Annotated in this window: 23 protein-coding genes; 9 read left to right on the plus strand and 14 right to left on the minus strand. The window is 58.2% G+C overall.

From position 1 onward, the window contains the following. Window positions 1-6: 6 nt before the first annotated feature. A complete protein-coding gene (locus KZO34_RS14645; protein ID WP_219477590.1) occupies window positions 7-357 on the plus strand; it encodes an FHA domain-containing protein in 351 nt (116 codons plus the stop codon). Between the two features lie 14 nt (window positions 358-371). Here KZO34_RS14645 and KZO34_RS14650 read toward each other — a convergent pair whose 3' ends face one another. Then, the gene (locus tag KZO34_RS14650; RefSeq protein ID WP_308318827.1) at window positions 372-1,100 is read right to left on the minus strand and encodes a glutamine amidotransferase; all 729 of its coding nucleotides are present in this window, start codon (window positions 1,098-1,100) and stop codon (window positions 372-374) included. Then, window positions 1,097-1,834 (minus strand): YebC/PmpR family DNA-binding transcriptional regulator, encoded by a 738-nt coding sequence (locus tag KZO34_RS14655; RefSeq protein WP_219477591.1) that lies wholly within the window; start codon window positions 1,832-1,834, stop codon window positions 1,097-1,099. Before KZO34_RS14655 ends, KZO34_RS14650 begins: the two co-directional genes overlap by 4 nt. A gap of 305 nt (window positions 1,835-2,139) precedes the next feature. Between KZO34_RS14655 and KZO34_RS14660 the strand changes: the two genes are divergently transcribed. Continuing rightward, window positions 2,140-2,544, plus strand: a complete 405-nt coding sequence (locus KZO34_RS14660) for a hypothetical protein (RefSeq protein WP_219477592.1) — start codon at window positions 2,140-2,142, stop codon at window positions 2,542-2,544. A 91-nt stretch (window positions 2,545-2,635) separates the two neighbouring features. On the opposite strand, the gene KZO34_RS14665 is transcribed toward KZO34_RS14660, so the two are convergent. From KZO34_RS14665 to KZO34_RS14675, 3 genes are all read right to left on the minus strand, one after another. Further along, a complete protein-coding gene (locus KZO34_RS14665) occupies window positions 2,636-3,436 on the minus strand; it encodes an oxygen-binding di-iron domain-containing protein (RefSeq protein WP_219477593.1) in 801 nt (266 codons plus the stop codon). A gap of 148 nt (window positions 3,437-3,584) precedes the next feature. Then, window positions 3,585-4,013, minus strand: a complete 429-nt coding sequence (locus tag KZO34_RS14670; RefSeq protein WP_219477594.1) for an SRPBCC family protein — start codon at window positions 4,011-4,013, stop codon at window positions 3,585-3,587. A gap of 105 nt (window positions 4,014-4,118) precedes the next feature. Next, complete coding sequence (locus KZO34_RS14675; protein WP_219477595.1) at window positions 4,119-4,994, minus strand: AraC family transcriptional regulator; 876 nt, start codon at window positions 4,992-4,994, stop codon at window positions 4,119-4,121. A gap of 163 nt (window positions 4,995-5,157) precedes the next feature. Here KZO34_RS14675 and KZO34_RS14680 point away from each other — a divergent pair, with 163 nt between their 5' ends. The 5 genes from KZO34_RS14680 (at window position 5,158) to mmsB (ending at window position 10,781) form a co-directional block, all read left to right on the plus strand. Then, the gene (locus KZO34_RS14680) at window positions 5,158-6,648 is read left to right on the plus strand and encodes a CoA-acylating methylmalonate-semialdehyde dehydrogenase (RefSeq protein WP_219477596.1); all 1,491 of its coding nucleotides are present in this window, start codon (window positions 5,158-5,160) and stop codon (window positions 6,646-6,648) included. 91 nt (window positions 6,649-6,739) lie between these two features. Further along, window positions 6,740-7,906, plus strand: coding sequence for an acyl-CoA dehydrogenase family protein (locus KZO34_RS14685; RefSeq protein WP_219477597.1), 1,167 nt, complete (start codon window positions 6,740-6,742; stop codon window positions 7,904-7,906). Window positions 7,907-7,945: 39 nt separating this feature from the next. After that, a complete protein-coding gene (locus tag KZO34_RS14690; protein WP_219477598.1) occupies window positions 7,946-8,725 on the plus strand; it encodes an enoyl-CoA hydratase in 780 nt (259 codons plus the stop codon). Between the two features lie 34 nt (window positions 8,726-8,759). Continuing rightward, on the plus strand, window positions 8,760-9,833 hold the full coding sequence (locus KZO34_RS14695) for an enoyl-CoA hydratase/isomerase family protein (protein ID WP_219477599.1): 1,074 nt from the start codon (window positions 8,760-8,762) through the stop codon (window positions 9,831-9,833). A 60-nt stretch (window positions 9,834-9,893) separates the two neighbouring features. Further along, window positions 9,894-10,781 carry a 3-hydroxyisobutyrate dehydrogenase gene (mmsB, locus tag KZO34_RS14700; RefSeq protein WP_219477600.1) on the plus strand — a complete coding sequence of 296 codons (888 nt, stop codon included), beginning with the start codon at window positions 9,894-9,896 and terminating at the stop codon, window positions 10,779-10,781. A gap of 68 nt (window positions 10,782-10,849) precedes the next feature. Here mmsB and KZO34_RS14705 read toward each other — a convergent pair whose 3' ends face one another. From KZO34_RS14705 to KZO34_RS14720, 4 genes are all read right to left on the minus strand, one after another. Continuing rightward, on the minus strand, window positions 10,850-11,170 hold the full coding sequence (locus KZO34_RS14705) for a DUF3175 domain-containing protein (RefSeq protein ID WP_308318828.1): 321 nt from the start codon (window positions 11,168-11,170) through the stop codon (window positions 10,850-10,852). Beyond that, window positions 11,152-11,481 (minus strand): hypothetical protein, encoded by a 330-nt coding sequence (locus tag KZO34_RS14710; RefSeq protein ID WP_219477601.1) that lies wholly within the window; start codon window positions 11,479-11,481, stop codon window positions 11,152-11,154. Before KZO34_RS14710 ends, KZO34_RS14705 begins: the two co-directional genes overlap by 19 nt. 83 nt (window positions 11,482-11,564) lie before the next feature. After that, window positions 11,565-13,424: an amidohydrolase gene (locus tag KZO34_RS14715; protein ID WP_219477602.1), complete on the minus strand. Its 1,860-nt coding sequence runs from the start codon at window positions 13,422-13,424 to the stop codon at window positions 11,565-11,567. A 65-nt stretch (window positions 13,425-13,489) separates the two neighbouring features. Further along, window positions 13,490-13,849 carry a VOC family protein gene (locus KZO34_RS14720; RefSeq protein ID WP_219477603.1) on the minus strand — a complete coding sequence of 120 codons (360 nt, stop codon included), beginning with the start codon at window positions 13,847-13,849 and terminating at the stop codon, window positions 13,490-13,492. Window positions 13,850-14,077: 228 nt separating this feature from the next. On the opposite strand from KZO34_RS14720, the gene KZO34_RS14725 reads away from it, so the two are divergent. Further along, on the plus strand, window positions 14,078-14,524 hold the full coding sequence (locus KZO34_RS14725) for a YbaY family lipoprotein (RefSeq protein ID WP_219477604.1): 447 nt from the start codon (window positions 14,078-14,080) through the stop codon (window positions 14,522-14,524). A gap of 11 nt (window positions 14,525-14,535) precedes the next feature. Here the strand turns inward: KZO34_RS14725 and KZO34_RS14730 are convergent, their stop codons facing one another. From KZO34_RS14730 to KZO34_RS14740, 3 genes are all read right to left on the minus strand, one after another. Then, complete coding sequence (locus tag KZO34_RS14730) at window positions 14,536-15,450, minus strand: MFS transporter (RefSeq protein ID WP_308318829.1); 915 nt, start codon at window positions 15,448-15,450, stop codon at window positions 14,536-14,538. 81 nt (window positions 15,451-15,531) lie between these two features. Then, entirely contained in the window at window positions 15,532-16,962 is a 1,431-nt protein-coding gene (locus tag KZO34_RS14735) for an ATP-binding protein (RefSeq protein WP_257900435.1), read from the minus strand. After that, window positions 16,959-17,684, minus strand: coding sequence for a response regulator (locus KZO34_RS14740; protein WP_219477605.1), 726 nt, complete (start codon window positions 17,682-17,684; stop codon window positions 16,959-16,961). The genes KZO34_RS14735 and KZO34_RS14740 overlap by 4 nt, the downstream gene beginning before the upstream one ends. 257 nt (window positions 17,685-17,941) lie before the next feature. Between KZO34_RS14740 and KZO34_RS14745 the strand changes: the two genes are divergently transcribed. Continuing rightward, window positions 17,942-18,466 carry a cytochrome b gene (locus tag KZO34_RS14745; protein WP_219477606.1) on the plus strand — a complete coding sequence of 175 codons (525 nt, stop codon included), beginning with the start codon at window positions 17,942-17,944 and terminating at the stop codon, window positions 18,464-18,466. 37 nt (window positions 18,467-18,503) lie between these two features. On the opposite strand, the gene KZO34_RS14750 is transcribed toward KZO34_RS14745, so the two are convergent. Together KZO34_RS14750 and KZO34_RS14755 are read right to left on the minus strand one after the other, a co-directional pair. After that, window positions 18,504-19,352 (minus strand): sulfurtransferase, encoded by an 849-nt coding sequence (locus KZO34_RS14750; protein WP_219477607.1) that lies wholly within the window; start codon window positions 19,350-19,352, stop codon window positions 18,504-18,506. Between the two features lie 518 nt (window positions 19,353-19,870). Continuing rightward, window positions 19,871-20,584 carry a ZIP family metal transporter gene (locus KZO34_RS14755; RefSeq protein WP_219477608.1) on the minus strand — a complete coding sequence of 238 codons (714 nt, stop codon included), beginning with the start codon at window positions 20,582-20,584 and terminating at the stop codon, window positions 19,871-19,873. Between the last annotated feature and the right edge of the window lie 27 nt (window positions 20,585-20,611).

Below are 20,611 nucleotides of genomic sequence, written 5' to 3' on the forward strand. Positions count from 1 at the left end.
CCTGACATGGCATCGTTTTCACAGCTGGTAGACAACGTGGTCGTCAACACGTTTGAGCTGAGCCAACCCCAGACCCGGATTGGCCGGCGCGCCGACAATGATATCCAGATCGACGAGATTTCCGTGAGTGGACACCACGCAGTCATCGAGGCTGTCCCCAATGCCTACCTCGAAGATACCGTTGACTACTACATCACTGACAGCGACAGCACCAATGGCACCTTCGTCAACGACATCCGAATCGAGAGCCGTCAGCGGCTGAACAGCAACGATATGGTGCGGGTCGGCTGGAACGAGTTTCGCTTTATTGACGAAGAAGAGAACGCGCTGGAGAAAACGGCCTACATTCTGGACTGAACGCGGGGGCGCGTTCAGTTCACATTTTCCAACACCAGATCGGAGAAACGCTGCAGCAGGGTGGAGGCCACCGGAGCCGGCTCGACGGCCGCAAGGAGCGCCTCCGGGTCAAGGTTCTCGGTGGTCAGTTCCGGCGCCTGCACGTTCAGATAGGCCTTCATGATGGCGTCCGTGAATTCCGGATGGAACTGCACGCCCCAGGCGCATTCGCCCACCCGGAACGCCTGGTGGGGCTCGAAACGGCTGCGGCCCAGCAGAACGGCTCCAGGCGGCAGACCGAGGACCGACTGCTTGTGGGTCAGCTGGGCCTTGAAGGTGTCTGGCAGGTCTGCGAACAGTGGGTCGGATTGGGCATCCGGCAGCAGCTCGATTGACCAGGTGCCGGTTTCCCGACCCTCCGGGTGGTACCCGATGTCCCCGCCCAGGGCATGGGCAAGCAGTTGGTGCCCGTAGCACACGCCGAACACTGGAACCTTTTTGTCGACAGCCCTGGCCAGCCAGTGCGCCGTGGCCTCGCTCCACTCTGCGCGGTCACTGACCATCGCCGGGGAGCCGGTGATCACAATGCCGTCCCAGTCTTCCGGGGCGCCGGGAGAGTCCCCGCGTTCGACGTTGACGACGGTGAGCGCCAGATTGTCGGAAAGCCCCCGAACGAACCAGTCCTCGAAGTCACCGGAGGTCTCCCTGATCGTGGGGTAGGTGGTTCCGGTCTTGAGGATGACTACGCGTGCCCGTCGGCTCACTCGGATTCCTCGGGCTCGGGCAGTTCGGCGTTGTGAAACACGTTCTGAACGTCATCCAGATCATTCAGCATGTCGAGAAACTTCTCGAACAGGGGAATGTCATCGCCTTCCACCTGGGTGGTGGTTTTCGGCAGGAACTGGATTTCGTCGGCCTCAAAATCAATGCCTTCGAAGGCATCGACCAGAGCCTGGCGAGCCTTGGCGTACTCGGTGTTCGGGGTGAACACGGTAATCAGTCCGTCTTCGTTCTCAATGTCGGTCACGTCGACATCGGCTTCCATCAGGACTTCCAGCACGGCTTCTTCGTCGTCGTGCTTGAATGCGAAAATGGCGCAGTGGTCGAACATGTGCGCCACGGCCCCCGGCGTGCCGATCTTGCATTTGGTCTTGGTGAAGGCAAGACGCACATCGCCAAACGTACGGTTCGGATTGTCGGTAAGGCAGTCCACGATCACCATGCAGTTGCCCGGGCCATAGCCTTCGTAACGGGCCGGGGAATAATCCTCGCCAGCGCCACCCTTGGCCTTGTCGATGGCTTTTTCGATAACGTGAGACGGCACCTGGTCTTTCTTGGCGCGGTCGATCAGTCCACGCAGGGACAGGTTGCCATCCGGGTCCGTACCGCCGGATTTGGCCGCCATGTAGATCTCACGGCCATACTTGCTGTAGACCTTGGTTTTCGCTGCGGCCGTCTTGGCCATGGATTCTTTGCGGTTCTGGTAGGCTCTGCCCATCTGCGCTGCCTCTCTATTTCTTGGGAAAGGGCCGGATTTTACTCAACTATGCCCCTACGGAACAGGCTTATTTGACCCCGCCCTGTCTATTGCGCCGGCCGGCCCACTTGCCTGTTCAGGTGCGTGGATCAGAGAAAGATGTCCGCATGATGAAGTTTCGGTGAAATTGTTGTAACGAATTGCCGAATTAACCCTCTAAACCCTACCCGGCGCGTATTCTTGGCTGGGAGTCAGATTTATCTGGCTGATCCGATGATGCTGTTCCTGAGTCCGGGGATATCGGGCTTCAGAAGGAGGGTATCTCAATGAAACGGGTATTGATTTGTTCGGCAACACTGGCTTTGACGTTGTTCGTTGCGCCGTCCTATGGGGATAACTGGGAGCGTAAGAGTCACCATCAGGGCATGATGATGGCCCAGCAAACCGGGATGTATTCTGACATGGGGATGCAGAACCGCCAGGCCAGCGTTGAGGAGCGTCGTAGGGTGATGCTGGAGCGGGGAGCCGTGACCTCGGTTGACTATGTGGAAACCGGGCCTCAGAGGGTTTCGGGGTATGCCACGACAACCGGCGAGGTGCGCAGTATCGAGGACATCGAGAACCTGCCTTCCACGGCGGCAGGGTATCCGGATGATCGAGGAATGCATGGCAGGGACGGTAAGAAAGACTGGCGGACCGGTCATCGGGGGCGCATTCATCACGAATACTAAGATCGCCCCCACTTTCGCCGGCAGTCAGGTTCGCTTTGAATCTCCTCATGCCGGCATCAAGGAACAGCCGTCCGGGGCCGTTCCTTCCTGATTAAACGTAGTCGATGGGGCGCTGGTAGTGCTCCTGCGTCATCAGATCAATCCCGCACTCCATGTTGCTGACCCAGTCCAGGAACCGCTCTACCATCGCCGGCCCTTCGAAACGTTTGCCATGCTGCGGCACAATCATATCCACGTCCATGTCTCTTACCATGTTCGCCCAGAGGCGACAGACCTTTTGTGAGGCGATGTAGCGCCGATGGAAGCCAATCATGCTGGGGATGTGCTTGTCGAAGTCCTTCACCGGCAGGTGGTCGTCCTCGCCACCGAGTGATGCGCCCAGGTCGCCGGAGAACAGAATCTTTGCGACCGGATCGTAAAACTGGAGGTTGCCGACTGAGTGCATGAAATGGGCTGGCAGGCACTGCAGGTAGGAATCCCCGAATTTCACATTAGCGCCGGCGTCGGGCACGCTCACAATCCTGTCGTAGACGCTCCCGCTGAGCTGACTGGTGACGTAACCGGACACAAGGTGAGGCAGGAACCGCGCCCACAGCCTGGAGGTAACAATCTTGGCCCGGGTGTGAACAATCCAGCGGTCAATGGCGCCGATGATGTCCGGGTCCTGGTGCGAGGCAAACACATAATCCATGTCGCGGATGTTCATGTACCGCGAAGCAGCGACGGAAAGGGGGGTGTAGGTGAGATCCCCGCCCGGATCAATCAAGGCTTCATGTTTGCCATCAACGATCAGGAACTGGTTGGACTGTACCCCCTCGCCGGTTACCAGTGAATCGAACATCAGGCACTTGTGGTGCCCGTTATCAAACAGAACTATCGGCTCTGCTGCCATGCTTGGTCTCCCGCTGGAAATGGAATATCCGGCCCGATAGCCGGATATTGCAAAGTGCGCGGAGATTACAAAATTGACCAAATCGAGCTATTGCCTCAGGTCAATTATCTGATATTCATCAAGTAAGGTTTTGTATTGCGTCCGGCCGTCAGGCCAGCTCGGGGACGCGTTTGATGCCACGGCGAATGCCCTGTTCAAGGGCGGTGCTGACTACTTTTCCGGTAAACGGCACGATATCTTCAAAGCTGATCGTGTAGTGGATGCGGGTATGACCTTCGGGGGTATCCTCGAAAAGGATTCGACCGATGTGGTTCCTGATGGGGCTCATGCTGGTGATGGTGTATTCGATCAGCGAATCCGGCTCGAAATTCAGCACGGTCTCTTTCAGGCCTACCGGCCCGATACCGATCTTGCGGACGGACCCGATACCGTTGGGATCAGCCTGATCGCTGTCTTTGATGCGCTTGACCGGTGCTCCCAGCAACTTGCCAAAACGATGGTGGTCGGCAAACAGGGCAAATACCTTGCTGCGCGGGACTTCAAATGTTTCTTTGATTTCAATGGTGTATACGGCCATAGGCTCACTCTTCTTATGCGTTATGTCGCTCAAGGGTATCCGTTTAATTTTTCCAACGAAAGTCGCGGTCGTAGACAGATCAGACTCTGGCCCGAATCGCCCGGTTCAGTGTCGGGCCGTGTGCCGGTAGTCCCGTGGCGATTGCCCCATTACCTTCTTGAATAACCGCGAAAAGTAGTAAGCGTCGTCGTACCCGAGGCGGCGACTTATGTCGGCAAAACTGAGCCCGGTTGTATCCAGCATCTGGCAAGCCCGCTCCACCTTCAGATGCAGGAAGTGCTGTATGGGAGAGGTGCCGGTTTGCTGCCGGTAGCGGGTTGCGAAGTGCGCCGGAGACAAGCCGGCCAGATCGGCAAGCTCATCCAGGGCAATGCGCTCATCCAGATGTTCCCGCATGTAATTATGAATGGTGTCCAGTTCCGCTTTTTGCTCGTGGCTGGTTTCGTCCGCGTTGAGCGGAACGGCAGCCATCAGCTGGCGCAGACGGTTGGCGGCGTGGATCAGGCCACGGGCCCGGAAACCGGTCTGCCGCACTGACAGAAGGCCGTTAAAGTCCACCAGCAGGCGGGGCTGGCGGCCCAGGTGCCGAATCCGTGTGGTGCCGGAAAAGCCCATGTAGTTGCGGAATTCCTCGGCGAGGGGACCGGTGTAGTGGACCCAATGGATTGTCCATGGGTTATCCGGATCCGAGGTATAGCGATGGTGGGCGCCGGCCGGTAACAGCAGCAGATCGCCGGGCTCCACTGTGTAGGGTTCGCCCAGCACATTCAGGAACGCCTTGCCCTCAGTGCAGTAAATCAAAAGATTGTCGCTGTGGTGTTCCCGGTGCATGTGATGTCCCGCGGCTCGGCGATAGTGGCCGAACGCCAGCGGGTACAGGTCCCGGGTCAGTGGGTGGCTGGAGAGCAGCCGGATAATCGGAGCCGGTACCACATAGCGGACGCTGTCCTCCGGTACCGGCCACTGTGAGGTCTGTGTCATTGTCGTTGCCGATGTTTTTGTCTGTAATCGAAAGATAGTCCATCAAGAGCGAAATTTAGTCAATCACCCTCCCGCGAACCCCGTGCTAGTCTTTTTGTATTCGTGGTCGGAACCCCACCGGTTTCGGCTTACTTCCCTCATAACAACAAACAGGGATTTCGCTATGAAAAATGTACCTCTGTACCTTGCCGGTGAATTCATCCAGAGCCAGACCCAGGACTGGATCGACGTCACGGACCCCGCCACCAACGAAGTGATCGCCAAGGCTCCGTGCACCACGCACGCAGAAATGGAGCAGGCCATCAAATACGCGGGTGAAGTATTCAAGACCTGGAAAGAAACACCTGTGTCCGAGCGCGCCCGGGTCATGCTGCGCTACCAGGCACTGCTGAAAGAACATCACGACGACATTGCCGAAATCCTGTCCCAGGAAACCGGCAAGACCTTTGAAGATGCCAAGGGTGACGTCTGGCGCGGTATCGAGGTGGTCGAGCATGCCGCCAACGTAGCCTCGCTGATGATGGGCGAAACCGTCGAAAACGTAGCCAGGGGAGTAGACACCCATTCCTGGACCCAGCCGCTGGGCGTGTGTGCGGGTATCACCCCGTTTAACTTCCCGGCCATGATTCCCCTGTGGATGTTCCCGATGGCGATCGCCTGCGGCAACACTTTCATCCTGAAGCCGTCCGAGCAGGATCCGCTGACGCCGATGCGTCTGGCTGAGCTGTTTGAAGAAGCCGGTGCCCCGAAAGGTGTGCTGCAGGTCGTTCACGGTGGCAAGGAACAGGTTGATACCCTGCTGACCGATCCGGCCATTCGCGCGGTCTCTTTCGTCGGTTCTGTACCGGTTGGCCGTTACATCTATGAGACCGGTACCCGCAACATGAAGCGTGTACAGAGTTTCGCCGGCGCCAAGAACCACATGGTCATCATGCCGGATGCCGACAAGCAGCAAGTGATCAATGCCCTGGTAGGCGCCTCCGTGGGTGCGGCCGGCCAGCGTTGCATGGCCATCTCCGTGGCGGTATTCGTGGGCGAGGCCCAGCAGTGGATTCCGGAACTGAAGGAAGCCATGGCCAAGGTTCGCCCGGGTGCCTGGGACGATTCCGGCGCCAGCTACGGCCCGATCATCAGCGCCAAGGCCAAGGACCGTGTTGAATCCCTGATTGCGACCGGTGAAGCGCAGGGCGCCAACCTGCTGCTCGATGGCCGCGGTTGCACCGTTGACGGTCTGCCGGACGGCAACTGGGTAGGCCCGACACTGTTCTCCGGCGTGACCACCGAGATGGACGTCTACAACGAGGAGATTTTTGGCCCGGTTCTCTGCTGCATGGAAACCGACACCTTGGGTGACGCCATCGAGCTGATCAACAACAGCCCTTACGGCAACGGTACCTCCATCTTTACCGCCTCCGGTGGCTGCGCCCGTCGCTTCCAGCACGAGATCGACGTAGGCCAGGTGGGTGTGAACGTGCCCATCCCGGTACCCCTGCCGTTCTTCTCGTTTACCGGCTGGAAGGGCTCCTTCTACGGTGATCAGCACGCATACGGCAAGCAGGCCGTGCGCTTTTACACCGAAACCAAGACGGTTACGTCCCGCTGGTTCTCCAGCGAGGCGAGCACCGAGGCGAACTTCTCTATCCAGTTGCGTTGAGTGTGTTGTAGGTGGGGTACGTTGGGCCGGAACTTGTTTCCGGCCCCCTTTTTCCCGCCGCAACCCGACCTCTTAGATCTGGAGTGATTCAATGGACTTTAATCTGACCGAAGACCAGCTGGCGTTCCGTGAGGCCGCACGCGCCTTTGCGGAGAAATCCATGGCGCCGCACGCGGCAAAGTGGGACGACGAGCATATCTTCCCGACCGACGTCATGAAGGAAGCCGGCGAAATGGGCTTCATGGGCCTGTATACACCGGAATCCCTCGGTGGCATGGGCTTGTCCCGTCTCGACACCTCGGTGATTGTCGAGGAGCTGGCCGCAGCCTGCCCGTCCACCGCAGCCTTCATGACCATCCACAATATGGCGACCTGGATGGTAGCCAGTTTTGCCTCGGATGATCTGAAGCAGGAAATCGTGCCGAAGCTCGCCAGTGGCGAGTGGTTGGCCTCTTATTGCCTGACTGAACCCGGTGCCGGTTCTGACGCGGCCAGCTTGCGCACCAAGGCCGTTCGAGACGGTGACAGTTACCTGATTACCGGCAGCAAGGTATTCATTTCCGGTGCGGGCAGTACCGATATCCTGGTGTTGATGGCCCGAACCGGCGCGCCGGACAGCGGTGCCAAAGGAATTTCGACATTCGTGATTCCCGCCGATGCCGAGGGCATCACCTACGGCAAGAACGAAGAGAAGATGGGGTGGCGCAGTCAGCCAACCCGTATGATCAGTCTGGAGAACGTGCGCATCCCCGCGTCCAATCGTGTGGGCGAAGAGGGCGACGGCTTTGCCATTGCCATGAAAGGCCTGGACGGCGGCCGGCTCAACATCGCCACCTGTTCACTTGGGGGCGCCCAGGCCGCGCTGCTGCGAGCCCGCAACTACATGCACGAGCGGGAGCAGTTCGGGAAACCCCTGGCCGCGTTCCAGGCCCTGCAGTTCAAACTTGCCGACATGGCGACCAATCTGGTGGCGGCCCGCCAGATGGTGCGTTTGGGGGCTTTCAAGCTCGACAGCGCCGACCCCGAGGCAACACTGCACTGTGCCATGGCCAAACGTTTTGCCACCGATGCCTGCTTCGACGTGGTGAACGAGGCGCTGCAACTGCATGGCGGCTACGGCTACATCCGGGAATACCCGCTGGAACGTTATCTGCGTGATTTGCGCGTACACCAGATCCTCGAGGGCACCAACGAAATCATGCGCCTGATCGTCGCCCGTCGCCTGCTCGACGATGGCGTGGCGGAAGCGATCCAGTAACGAATTCAAGAACACCGCAAGGACAACAGGAGAATCATCATGAGCGACCTGATTCAGCTCGAAAAACGCGGACACATTGCGGTACTGACCATCAATAACCCGCCGGCCAACACCTGGACGGCGGAATCCCTGCCGGCCCTGAGAGAGACCATCCGTGAACTGAACGCGGACCGGAACATCTTCGCACTGGTGGTAACCGGCCAGGGCGAAAAATTCTTCTCCGCCGGCGCCGACCTGAAAACCTTCGCCGACGGCGACAAGGCCCGGGCCAACGAGATGGCTCAACTGTTCGGTGAGGCGTTTGCCACACTCAGCGATTTCCGGGGCGTGTCCATTGCTGCGGTGAACGGCTACGCCATGGGCGGCGGTCTGGAATGTGCCATGGCCTGCGACATCCGCATTGCCGAAGAGCATGCCCAGATGGCCCTGCCGGAAGCCGGTGTGGGCCTGTTGCCCTGTGCCGGTGGCACCCAGAACCTGCCCTGGCTGGTGGGTGAGGGCTGGGCCAAGCGCATGATCCTGTGTGGGGAGCGCGTCAAGGCAGACAAGGCCCTGCAGATCGGCCTGGTGGAAGAGGTTGTCCCGTCCGGCAAGAGCCTGGAGAAAGCGCTGGAGCTGGCGGAAATGGCGTGTAAGCAGAGTCCGTCTTCCACCGCCCGCTGCAAAACACTGGTCATGAGTGCCCGTGACGGCCGCAGCCATGACGATGGCTGGCGCATGGAGCGCGAACTCTTCGTGGAGCTGTTCTCCACCGAAGACCAGAAGGAAGGCGTCAACGCGTTCCTCGATAAACGTGCACCGGAATGGAAAAACCGCTGAAACCCGCTGCAGTGCAACGGTTGAAGGAATTGTTATGAGTGACCAACCCATCGTATTTGAAGAGTGGACAACCGGCGATGACGCGCTGATTGCCGTGGCGCGACTGAACACGCCCAAGGCCCTGAATTCGCTCTCGCTGGAAATGATTCGCCTGCTGACGCCCCAGCTCAAGCGTTGGGCGGAGGATGACCGCATCCGCGCGGTCTGGCTGGAGGCCGAGGGTGACAAGGCTTTCTGCGCCGGTGGCGACATCGTGGCCCTGTACCGCAGCATGACCGAGCCCCAGGGCGCCAGTGAAGGCGAAGCGTTCTTCACCGAGGAGTATGAGCTGGATTATCTCATCCACACCTTCCCCAAGCCCATTGTGTGCTGGGGCCATGGCATCGTCATGGGCGGTGGTATGGGCATCCTGGAAGGCGCCTCCCACCGTGTGGTGACCGAAGGCTCGAAACTGGCGATGCCTGAAATCACCATTGGTCTGTACCCGGATGTTGCGGCGGGTTGGTTCCTGAACCGTACCCCCGGGCGCACGGGGCTGTTCCTTGGGCTGACCGGCGCCCGGATGAACGGCGCCGATGCGGTGTTCACCGGCCTTGCGGACCGTTTGATCAAGCACGATCTCAAAGCCGGGGTGGTTGATGGGCTCCGCCAACGCAACTGGCTGGGTGAGGATGCCCACGCCGTCGTTGGCAGTGTTCTGAGGCAGTTTGAGCAGCAAAGCGCCGATGCCATGCCGGAATCGCCCATTCGCACCCACTTTGACGAGATCAACCGGGTCACCGACGCGGATTCCCTGGTAGACGTGGTCAACCAGTTGAAAGAGCTGACTGGCGGTGACAGCTGGGTAGCCAAGGCGACCAGGTCCCTGGCATCGGCGTCACCCACATCCCTGGCACTGGTGTGGCACCACTTGCACAACTGCAAGCAGGACAGCCTGAGAGAGGTGCTGGACAAGGAATTGGTGCTGTCTCAGAAGTGCCTGAGCAAGGGTGAGTTCGCCGAGGGTATCCGGGCGCTGTTGATCGATAAGGACCAGCAGCCACGGTGGCGCTATGCCTCCCTGGCGGAAATGGACAGTGCCTGGATCGACGATTTCTTCAAATCATAGCCAAACGGCCACCAGAACCGGTGGCCCACTCAATCGAATAGAACAATAAGGGGAAGAGATATGGCAACGATTACATTTATTGGCCTCGGCAACATGGGTGGTCCCATGGCCGGCAACCTGGTTAAGGCCGGGCACGACGTCACCGTGTTCGACCTGTCGAAAGACGCCGTGCAGGCGCTGGTCGCCGAAGGCGCGAAGACGGCAGAGACCGCCCATGAAGCCGCGAAGGGCGCGGAATGTGTCATCACCATGCTGCCAGCCGGACAGCACGTGGAAGCGGTTTACCTCGGCGAAGATGGCCTGCTGGCCAACCTGCCCGAGGGCACCCTGGTGATCGATTCCTCCACCATTGCCCCGGAAACGGCCCGTGGCGTTGCCGAGGAAGCCACGGCCCGGAATATTCCGTTCCTGGACGCGCCGGTCTCCGGCGGTGTGGGTGGCGCCAAAGCCGGCACCCTGACGTTCATTTGCGGTGGCGCTGAAGAAACCTTCAGCAAGGCCAAGCCGATTCTGGACGCCATGGGCAAGAACATCTTCCACGCTGGCCCTCACGGTTCCGGTCAGGTTGCCAAGATCTGCAACAACATGCTGCTGGCCATCCTGATGGCGGGCACCAGCGAAGCCCTGGCGCTCGGCGTCAAGAACGGGCTGGATCCGGCCGTACTGTCCGAAATCATGAAGCAAAGTTCCGGTGGCAACTGGGCCCTGAACGTTTACAACCCGTGGCCGGGTGTGATGGAAGCGGCGCCCGCATCCCGCAATTACGAAGGCGGCTTTCTGGTCAACCTGATGAACAAGGACCTTGGCCTGGCCTTCGACAACGCGGTGAAGAACCACGCCTCGATTCCAATGGGCTCCCTGGCCCGTAATCTTTTCGAGATTCACGCGGGGCAGGGCAACGGCACCCTGGACTTCTCAAGCATCCAGCGGTTGTACAAGCCCGAGTGATAGCCAGAGGGCACGGTTCGTTCGTGCCCTTGGTTCGGTAGCCTCGGACTGGCAGCGGGTGGCCATTGTCACTGACGTTTGCGCGGTTTCCCGAAGAGGGCACGAAGCTCGTCCTTGGCCGCTTCCAGGCGCTCGCGCTGCTCCGGCGCGAGCTGCTTGCCGGCCCGGTTGATGTAGAACGTCAGCATCGACATCGCGGAGCGGTAAGGGTCTGACTTCCGTCGGGTGCTGTGCTCCGCTGACTGCTTAAGCGAACGGGCGATCTCCCGGGGATCCTCCAGGGAAAACACCCCGCGCTCAAGATCCAGGGCATCGCTCGATTCCGTGACCTTCTGTGACCAGTGTTCCGTGCCCTTCATCGGTTTTGCCATCAGGAGTTTGGCAGGCACACCCGCTTGCTCTGGCTGGTGAGCCGGTTCCATTTTGGTTCATTGTTATTGCGCGTCTTGCGCAGGTAGGCGCTCACGTCCTCAAAGTGGGTTTCGGTGGCGCCCAGTTTTCTCGCTTCCTTGCGGTGCCGGTTGGACAGCATCGTCAATGCCTGCTGCTGATCGCCGTTTTCATCCAGCATTTCGCTGATCATCGACAGGTGGGAGGCGCAGAAGATATGCATGTTGCGCTTGTCGTAGTCGATCTCCTCTGACCAGCCATTAAGGCTGACCAAAGCCAGAACAGCCGCAAGACCTGCTACTTTTTTCATGGGGATATTGTCCTATGCCTGTGTGTCTGACCACACAGCATACTCATTGCCATTGGGCTCTGTGAAATGCGACAGAACATGCCCTAATCCGCTGTTCCACTTGCGACAGCTTTAATAAGGAGACTCAAACCCGGGTTGAAGCAGCCATCGCCATGCAGGTGGTTGGCGTCCGGGAAATCATGATCCCCGGCGTGGGAATCAATGGCTGACAGACCAAACAAAGCGGGGGAGGACCGAGTCGCGGCTGTCTCGGGTCGTTCGTACACGGCGACGCCCTCTTTGTAGGTTGCCAGTACCCGCAAATCGTCCAGCTGATCTTCAGGCACCGTTTTCGGATTGTCAGAGAGCACCACAAGGTCTGCAAGCTTGCCTACGGTGATTGTTCCCTTTCGATCTTCCTCAAAATGCTGCCACGCCGGCCAGATTGTCATCGCCTTGAGCGCGGTATCCACCGGGACTTTGTGGTTCTCTCCGATCACCGCTCCGCTGCGTGAGCGGCGGGTAACGGTTGCAGAAAGAACCCGCATGGAGTCGGGCAACGCCACCGGCGCATCGTGATGGGTCCCGAACATCATGTCCTGCTCCATGAGCCAGCCGGTGGGAGAGATATTCATGGCCCGCTCAGGACCCAGCACCGAATCGCGGTGGTAATCCCCCCAGTAAAACGTGTGCATCGGGAAAAGCGATGGGAAGATGCCCAGTTCCCTCAACGGACCGACCTGGTCCTTGCGCAGGGTCTGGCCGTGAATCAGCACTGGCCTGTTATCGACGGCCGGAAACTTTTTTTGTGCGGCGGATACGGCCTTGATCAGCAGGTCTATGGCGGCGTCACCGTTCGTGTGGGTCAGAATCTGCCAGTCGTTCGCGTAGGCTTTTTCAACCGCATCCATCGCCTGTTTTTCGGTGATGGCGGCGTAGCCTACATAATCCGCATCCTTTCCCGGAGGAGGCTCGTAGTAGGGCTGGGTTAGCCACGCCGTCTTGCCTTGTGGCGATCCATCTATCGTTAGCTTGGCGCCACCGATCCGAAAACGGTTGGTGTAGTCACGGGTTGGCTCAATGTTGTCGACCTCCAGAATATCCGGATAGACGACCAGATCGATATTCAGCTTACCGGCATCTGCGACCCGTCGTATCGCATTCACACTGGCTGTCGTGGCACGGCCTTCCTGAGCCGTGGTATATCCGTACGAAGCGATAAGTTTTGCGCCCTCAACAGCAAAGGTATCCATGGTTTTCTGGTCGAGTGACTTACCAAAGGCGAGCAGGAGCTGGAAGAACGCGTACTCTTCAGCGACGCCACTGGGTTGTTTCCCGTCCGCTTCGCGCTGGAACACCCCGCCGTCGGGGTCCTGGGTATCGGCATCAATTCCTGCGATCTCCAAAGCCCTGGAATTGGCGACGCCAAGGTGGCCTGACTGGTGAATGATCACAACGGGAATGTCCTTCGATACCTGGTCCAGGTCATGACGGGTAGGGTGGCGCTGCTCAGCCAGTTGCGAGTTGTCATACCCGAACCCAATGATCCAGCCAACGTCCTTTACCGCCTTTTTATTGGATGTTGCCCAGTCCTCAAGCAGTGAGATCAACGACTCGATGTCCTTGCCCTCGCCATCGGGTGGCGGCAGGAGATTGGCCGTCAACGCCTGGAAACCGATCATCCAGGCATGACCGTGAGAATCGACAAAGCCTGGAAGCAATGTTTTGCCGTCCAGGTCGATCTTGCGGGTATTGTCGCCAACGGAGGTCATGACATCGGCCGTGTTGCCAACAGAGATGATCTCGCCGTCCTTAACCGCAACGGCTTCTGCCATCGGCTGACTGTCATCCATGGTTAGTACGTTACCGTTCAGGAAAACCGTGTCTGCGGCAACGCTTGCCAGGGTAGGTTGAGAGCTGGCAAAAAAAACCAGGCTGAACAGGGTCGGAATCAGGTTCTTCATAGTGCTGCTCCTTGCAGGGCGAATCCATAAAGCCGTTGGTAAAGTCGTCGCCGTGCCTGTGATAGTTATGCCTCTAGCTCTGACCAGACGGCATACTCATTGCCATTTGGATCACTAAAATGGAAACGGCGGCCACCGGGAAAGGAGAAAATATCCTGAACGACTTTTCCGCCAGCCGATTTTACTTTGCCAAGAGAACCTTCCAGGTCGGTGCTATAAAGAACAACCAATACACTTCCATTGCCGGTTCTGGCGACATTGTTCGATTTGAAGAACCCACCATCCAGGCCAGCGTTTTCAATCGCTACGTATTCAGGGCCGTAATCTACAAATGACCATCCAAAGGCATCGCCAAAGAACTGTTTTGTAGCTTCAAGGTCTCTTGAGGGTATTTCGACATAGTTGATTTTCCCGGTCTCTTTCAAAGCTTCCTCCTTGATGCATAACGCATTGGGCTACGATAACCAGTGGGGCCAGTGGTCCGACAACCGACCGACCACAAGAGTCATTGGCTGTGGCGACTGAGGACGGCTATACGTACTTATTAAAGACAACGGGACGCTGGTGCGCCACGACCATTGTGGCTGAAAAACAGATCTGTCCCGGTTTCATTCTTGATGCAGAAAGAGAGCACGAGTCAGGGAGAGAGAACAATGAACGTGAAATCAGGTTGGGCAATCGGCATCTTCGCGGTGTTACTCGCGGCCTGCAGCACCCAGGAGGCATCAATGTCGGAATCCCGGCAACAACCCGACAATTCGTTAATGCAAGTCATTACCGGTGAAGTCTGGTACCGCGAACGCATCGCGTTACCGCCCGGCGCCAAAGTCATCGTGACCCTTGAGGATCAGTCCCGGGCAGACGCACCCGCCACCGTCCTCACCGACTACACCTATGTCGTGGACGGAAAGGCGCCCCCGTATCCCTTCAGGCTTGTCTACGATCCGTCGGCGATCGACGAGCGAATGACCTACGGCTTGCGGGCCAGGATTCTCAAGGACGATAAGCTGATCTTCACGAGCACCGAGCACATCGATCCATTCGCCGGTGAGCCGGGAGAGCCGGTGCGAATCATGGTGTCTGCCAGCCAGGCACGCTGAGACCGTGCCGCTCATCGCAAGGGCTCTCGGCTGCGATCGGGCATCAGCATTAGCGACAGTACGGCGATGAAGGCGGCAATAGCCAGATACATTGCAGGTGCAGTCAGGAGGCCTGTGGTCGCGATTAGCGCTGTAGCGATCATCGGTGTGAGGCCGCCAAACACGCCCAGCCCAGGATTGAACGCCACGGAATAACCGGACAGGCGGTCGCTCTCTGGAAACAGTTCGACAAAGAGCGCGGGCGCAGATCCGAGTGGAACGGCCAGCAGCAGAAAAACCAGTGCATGGGCCGCGATTACGGCGGTGGTCGATCCTCCGGAGTCAAGCATCCAGGCATGGAGAGGCCATGCAACGAATGTGAGCATCATCATCACCGTGTTGATCAGCAGCGCGCTACTGCGTGGCATCAGCTGCTGTGCCGAGAGCCATTCAGGCAAGTAGACAAAGGCGATGTAGTAACAGGTTCCGTAGCTGGAGGCGAAGGCCAGCGCCACCAGAGTTTCATAGCGATTGGTGGTGAAGGCTTGCAGGAGCGGAGACGTCTCTTCGCGGTTCTCGTGGTGTTGGCTGAAGCGTTCGGAATTATGCAAATTACGGCGAATGGAGATGGCGGTGATGCCGAGAATTGCGCCACCCAGAAACGGCAGGCGCCAGGCCCAATCGTCCAGGGTTTGTGTATCAAAGGTATTGGTGACCAGTGCGGCCGCAGCCACGCCGAGCAGAGAGCCGGTCATCGAGCCAATATTGGCCCAACTACCCGTAAGTCCCGATAAGGGCGGCCGTTGGATAGCCCGCCGGGAAAAAACAGGCGCGATCACGCCGGCGAGGTAGCCGTATACGGCGAAGTCGTACCACTCCACGACATTGCCGATGAACCCCGCCATGATGCGATGACGGAGCGCGGGGGGAGCGTGGCTTCGGAGCACCGCCAGTCATTTCAGGTCTCTCCATTGACTAGTGAATTCCATGTTCTACCCCGGACATGATGGCCGGCTGGCCCGACTGAATCAAAGCGGCAGGGTGACAGACACCTTAAGACCTCGCCCATTCGGACCGGCGCCAAGACGGATCTCACCCCCCATACCGCGAATCAGGGTGCGTGCGATGGCCAGGCCAAGGCCGGCGCCACCGGTTTCGCGACTGCGGGACTGTTCCTGCCGGTAAAAGGGCTCGAACACCCGCTCCCGTTCGGCTTCGGGAATCCCCGGCCCTAGGTCAGTGATGGTGATCACGGCCGTCCGGTCCGTGGATTCCAGTTTCACGTCCGCCTGTTCGCCATAATTTACCGCGTTCTCGATCAGATTACGCAGGGCGCGCTTTACGGCTTCCGGCTGGCCCTGAAGCACGCATCTGGGACTCTCTTCACAGTCCACCGCCAACCCCATTTCCTGTAAATCACCGCACAGGCTGTCCAGCAGGGTGGCCAGATCGTAACGGCGATGCTGTTCGGTGGTACTGCCCCGGATGAAATCGAGGGTGGCTTCGGCCAGATGCTGCATCTCCCTGAGGGAATCGAGAAGGCGGTCCCTGTCCTCGCCTTCCGGCAGCATCTCCACCCGCAGCCGCATGGCGGTGATGGGTGTCCTGAGGTCATGGGCCAGGGCCGCCAGCAGTCTTGCCCGGTCTTCCTGGGCACGGCCGACCTGGTTCTGCATCTGGTTGAAGGCTCGGGTTACTTCACGGACATCCTCAGGCCCCTTTTCCGGTATTCGGACTTTTTCGCCCCGCGCGAAGGCATGGGCGGCGCGGCTCAACTCGTTCATCGGGCGCAGGATTCGACGGATCGCCAACAATAGCGTCAGTGTCAGCAGCACGGCGGTAATGCCCACACTGGTCAGCGTTGCCTTGAGCCATACCCAGGACGGAGCCGATGGCTGGGCCCGGGCGTTAAACCACTGGCCTGAAGACAATTCGAGAGAAACCCACAGAACAGGTGGGCATTCGTGCCGGTCATGCCGATGGTCTTCGTCACCCCTGTGTTCCTCGTACTCGTGATGCACACCGTCCTCATCGTCGTGTCGTTCACGATCCCGATGGGTATCTTGGTCTGACTTCTGACCTTGAGGGCATTGGTCTTCATCCGCCTCCATGGCCGTTCGCACTTGTCCCCGTGGCAGGCCCAGTTCCTCGGCCAGTCGACGCGCCATGCCGTAGATCTGATCCTCGGGCAAATACGGCGAGGGGTCGATGGACAGTCGTAAGGTCGGGCTGGAGAGTGCCCGCAGGATACGCGCCTGCCGCTCCGGGTCGGTGGTATCAGCCAGGGTGTAGCCGTCGGCAACCCGCCGAAGCACATGTTCCAGGCTGGCGCTTCGTAAAGCGCCCTGTCGCTCGTCAGCCAGGATAACGATAGTGATGATCTGTGCTACCAACAGCACCAGAATCAGTAACAACGCCAGCTGTCCACCGGCGCGCCGGGGCCACAACCACAACCTCATTGCTCTGCCTCTTCGACCGAAGCAATCCACTGGTACCCGCCACCCCAGATGGTCTTGATCAGTCTGGGGCTACGGACATTCGGATCGATCTTGCGGCGTAACCGGCTGACATGGTTATCGATGCTCCGGTCGAAGGCATCCGCCTCTCGGCCGAGAGTCAGGTCCATCAGTTGGTCACGGGACAGCACGCGGCCGGCGTGTTCCAGGAAGGCCAGCAAGAGCTTGTATTCGGCGGTGCTCAGGGAGACTTCGACGCCTTCCGGATCAACCAGTTGATGACGATCGACGTCCAGCTTCCAGCCTTCAAATGCCAGGCACTGCCCGGCCATGGGACTGCGTTGGGGGGGCAGGGCAGTGGTACGACGCAGAACCGCCTTGATGCGGGCCAGCAACTCGCGGGGGTTGAAGGGTTTGGTGAGGTAATCGTCGGCGCCCATTTCCAGGCCGACGATGCGATCGGTTTCCTCGCTCATGGCAGTCAGCAGTATCACCGGCAACTGGGTGTGCTCACGAAGGTAACGGCAGAGCGTGAGGCCATCATCGCCGGGCATCATTATGTCCAGCACCACAAGGTCGACGGATTGCTGTCTCAGCTGGCGCTTCATGGCATCGCCGCCATCCGCCAGCAGCACTCGCAAGCCGTGCTCCTGCAAATAACGACCGACCAGGTCGCGGATGTCGCGATGGTCATCGACCACCAGAATACTGGGAGAGTCGCTCACTCGTTACTCCGTTGGATTACCGTCTGCCCTGATTATAGGGGAGTCCCCTTCCTGCATGGATGCGATCTTGTCAAAAACCGTCTCAAATCCCGGGCTTGCGACAAGTTGCGACAAAGTTGGCGTACCACCGAGACAATTCTGCGACGTTTCTTTGGTGTAGTGAGTCCCGATCAACGATGACATTCCGTCGAGGACTTCACCGATCAGGGAGTTCGACCATGGAGAAGATCACCACCACTTGAATAAGGAGAATCGCGATGACATTAATGGACGCTGAAAACCGATATGGTGCCGTTTCCCGGGCTGTACACTGGATAATGGCGGTTCTGCTGCTGGCGATGCTTGCCAGCGAAGTGTGGTTTGAAGCTTTGGAACACAGCTTTTCCGGGGCCTCTTTAATGGCCTGGCACCAGAGCCTGGGCCTGGCGATTTTTGGGCTGGTGATATTTCGTGGCCTCTGGCGATGGCTGAATCGCTCGCGTCTGTCACCACCCGTTCACTGGGCGAACATGGCGAGGTTAGGGCATATCGCGCTGTATGCGCTGATGATCCTGATGCCGCTCTCAGGCTTGGCGACGTCGATCGGCGAAGGCGATCCCGTTACCTTTTTCGGCTGGACGGTTTTTGGCCGCGGCCCGGAAGTGGAGTGGCTGGAAGACAACGGGGAAGAGGTGCATGAAGTGCTGGCCAACGTGCTCTGGGTCATGATCGGCGTCCACGTGGCGGCGGCTCTGGCGCACCAGTACCTGCTGGGTGACCGGATCATGAAGCGCATGGCCTGATGGCCAGGGAGCTCATTGCAATCAGCCGGCTTCCCGGCTAGGCCACTGGCAGCGACTCGTCGCTGCCCCAGTCCGCCCAGGAGCCGTCGTACAGCGACAGCTGGTCATAGCCCGCCAACTCCGCCGCCAGCAGGATGATGCAGGCGGTGATCCCGGAACCACAGGAAAACACCAGTTGATGCCCGTTGCCAGGTTGAACGGACGGATCAAGCTCGGCGAACACAGCCGCCAGCTTGCTGGGAGGCTTGAACCGATACCCCTCCAATACCTCGGTGAACGGCAGGTTGAGGGAGTCAGGGATGTGGCCACCGCGCACGCCGGGGCGGGGCTCCGGCGCCTGTGCCAGGAAGCGTGCGCGGGATCGGGCATCAATCACCGTTACCCGCTCGTCTGCCAGATGCTGTAAAACGTAGGCGGAATCCCGAACCCGGCTTCGGTCGAGACTGCCCAGCATGCTGCCGGACGAAGCCGTATTTTTAATCGGAGCCGGGACGCTATCCCGCTCTTCGGCCAACCATTGCGGTAAGCCGCCGTCCACCACAAAAACGTTCTCGAGACCCATGGCCCGAAAAATCCACCAGGCCCGGGGAGCCGAGTAAATACCCTGGTTATCGTAGAGCACCACCAGACTGTCGGGCGTTATGCCCAGCCTGCGGGCTTCCTCCGTGAACTGTTCCTCTGTCGGAAAGGCGTGAAGCTGGGGAGATCCGGTATCGCAGAGCGTTCCTTCAAGGTCAATCTGGCGACTCCCCGGGATCCACACCGGGTGCTCATAAACAATCGGCTCCTTACCAATGACCGTGGCCATACTCGCGTCGATCAGAACCAACCGTTCGTTATCCAGATTTTCCTGCAGCCAATCGGTAGTCACGAGGGGGTAAGGCATGGTGTTCTCCGGTCTGGATAAGCGTATGCACTATCATCATGATTACTGAAATCGAGCTCACGGTCCAAAGGTTGGCTCGTGTGTCATGCCACTGCGCGGTGTCATTGCCTTCCGTATGCCTTGTGCGACCATGTAGGGATCAATGACGTACTTTAGATCGCAGGTAACCACTTGAACGCCGTTTGAGTGTTGACCTTGTAACTCTGGCGTAACGGGCCGCTTTTCGAAACGGCAGCAGAACAAAACGGTCCCATTAACGCACTTGTTAGCAATCTGAAGCCAGGTTCGGCTGCAGATAATCGTCGCTCACTTCCAACTTATAAACTATTGTCGACTGAACTAGGCAATTCCGCATTTCATTACGTGCTTTTTGGTACTTTTCATCGGCTAATTTGTGGTCTTTTTCGTCACTTCAAGCCATGCTTCACGAAACGAAGCCTCGGTACCTTCCTTTATTTCAAACTCATAAACTACGATAAACATCCACTTCTTTCCTGTGCATGCGATTGTTATGCCCATCATTTGATCACCATCACCCCAACCATACCAAGCACAAAACCTAGCACCGCGCCCATCGGAGGCGCCCAATGTTTTGCGAGTTTTACTCTTGGGGCGATATCTTGAAATATGGAATACAGAATACCTCCAGAAGCCACAAGCACAATAACAGCAATGGCAATAACTTGGTTTTGCATCCATAAGTAGCTGGATACCCCAAAAATAGGACCCAGAAATGCCATCAAAAAGAAAATGGCCATAATTTTTTTTGGACCAAATTTATAAGATCTGTTCAACTCACGATATGCGTTAAACCCCTCTGGGATGTTTTGCAATACGATTAGCGCCGCAAGCAACACCGCGTCTGTACTTCCGATTGCAAATGCAGTTCCAAGCGCTATTGATTCAGGTATGAAATCAAGAAGCATCGCCACGAGTTGACTGGCCGGCGTCTCCAGCTTTAGAAGATAAATGTCAAGCATCATGAAAATGAGCCCGCCAACCAGGAGGCAAGTAGATGCTATCAACGGATCAAGCTTGGCCATACCATAAGGAACTAATACGAGAGCCACCGCAGATAATAGAGCGCCGCCACCAAATGCCATGATGCTGTGACTGAATTCTGCCTCAACCCATCGTGATCTGAATTTTCCGAAGCTGGCCAGAAGCGCACCGAAAAGCATCGCCAATCCGGCTGCCAATGTGAGCCCAACAAGGATTACTAAGTTATTCACGATCTTTCCATTTGTAGCGCATAACGC

This window comes from Marinobacter sp. F4206 (assembly GCF_019392195.1).
GTDB lineage: Bacteria > Pseudomonadota > Gammaproteobacteria > Pseudomonadales > Oleiphilaceae > Marinobacter.

Coding starts and splice junctions, on each gene's coding strand:
- KZO34_RS14645 (WP_219477590.1), top strand. CDS start 7: ATGGCATCGTTTTCACAGCTGGTAGACAACGTGGTCGTCAACACGTTT.
- KZO34_RS14655 (WP_219477591.1), bottom strand. CDS start 1,834: ATGGGCAGAGCCTACCAGAACCGCAAAGAATCCATGGCCAAGACGGCC.
- KZO34_RS14660 (WP_219477592.1), top strand. CDS start 2,140: ATGAAACGGGTATTGATTTGTTCGGCAACACTGGCTTTGACGTTGTTC.
- KZO34_RS14665 (WP_219477593.1), bottom strand. CDS start 3,436: ATGGCAGCAGAGCCGATAGTTCTGTTTGATAACGGGCACCACAAGTGC.
- KZO34_RS14670 (WP_219477594.1), bottom strand. CDS start 4,013: ATGGCCGTATACACCATTGAAATCAAAGAAACATTTGAAGTCCCGCGC.
- KZO34_RS14675 (WP_219477595.1), bottom strand. CDS start 4,994: ATGACACAGACCTCACAGTGGCCGGTACCGGAGGACAGCGTCCGCTAT.
- KZO34_RS14680 (WP_219477596.1), top strand. CDS start 5,158: ATGAAAAATGTACCTCTGTACCTTGCCGGTGAATTCATCCAGAGCCAG.
- KZO34_RS14685 (WP_219477597.1), top strand. CDS start 6,740: ATGGACTTTAATCTGACCGAAGACCAGCTGGCGTTCCGTGAGGCCGCA.
- KZO34_RS14690 (WP_219477598.1), top strand. CDS start 7,946: ATGAGCGACCTGATTCAGCTCGAAAAACGCGGACACATTGCGGTACTG.
- KZO34_RS14695 (WP_219477599.1), top strand. CDS start 8,760: ATGAGTGACCAACCCATCGTATTTGAAGAGTGGACAACCGGCGATGAC.
- mmsB (WP_219477600.1), top strand. CDS start 9,894: ATGGCAACGATTACATTTATTGGCCTCGGCAACATGGGTGGTCCCATG.
- KZO34_RS14710 (WP_219477601.1), bottom strand. CDS start 11,481: ATGAAAAAAGTAGCAGGTCTTGCGGCTGTTCTGGCTTTGGTCAGCCTT.
- KZO34_RS14715 (WP_219477602.1), bottom strand. CDS start 13,424: ATGAAGAACCTGATTCCGACCCTGTTCAGCCTGGTTTTTTTTGCCAGC.
- KZO34_RS14725 (WP_219477604.1), top strand. CDS start 14,078: ATGAACGTGAAATCAGGTTGGGCAATCGGCATCTTCGCGGTGTTACTC.
- KZO34_RS14735 (WP_257900435.1), bottom strand. CDS start 16,962: ATGAGGTTGTGGTTGTGGCCCCGGCGCGCCGGTGGACAGCTGGCGTTG.
- KZO34_RS14745 (WP_219477606.1), top strand. CDS start 17,942: ATGACATTAATGGACGCTGAAAACCGATATGGTGCCGTTTCCCGGGCT.
- KZO34_RS14750 (WP_219477607.1), bottom strand. CDS start 19,352: ATGCCTTACCCCCTCGTGACTACCGATTGGCTGCAGGAAAATCTGGAT.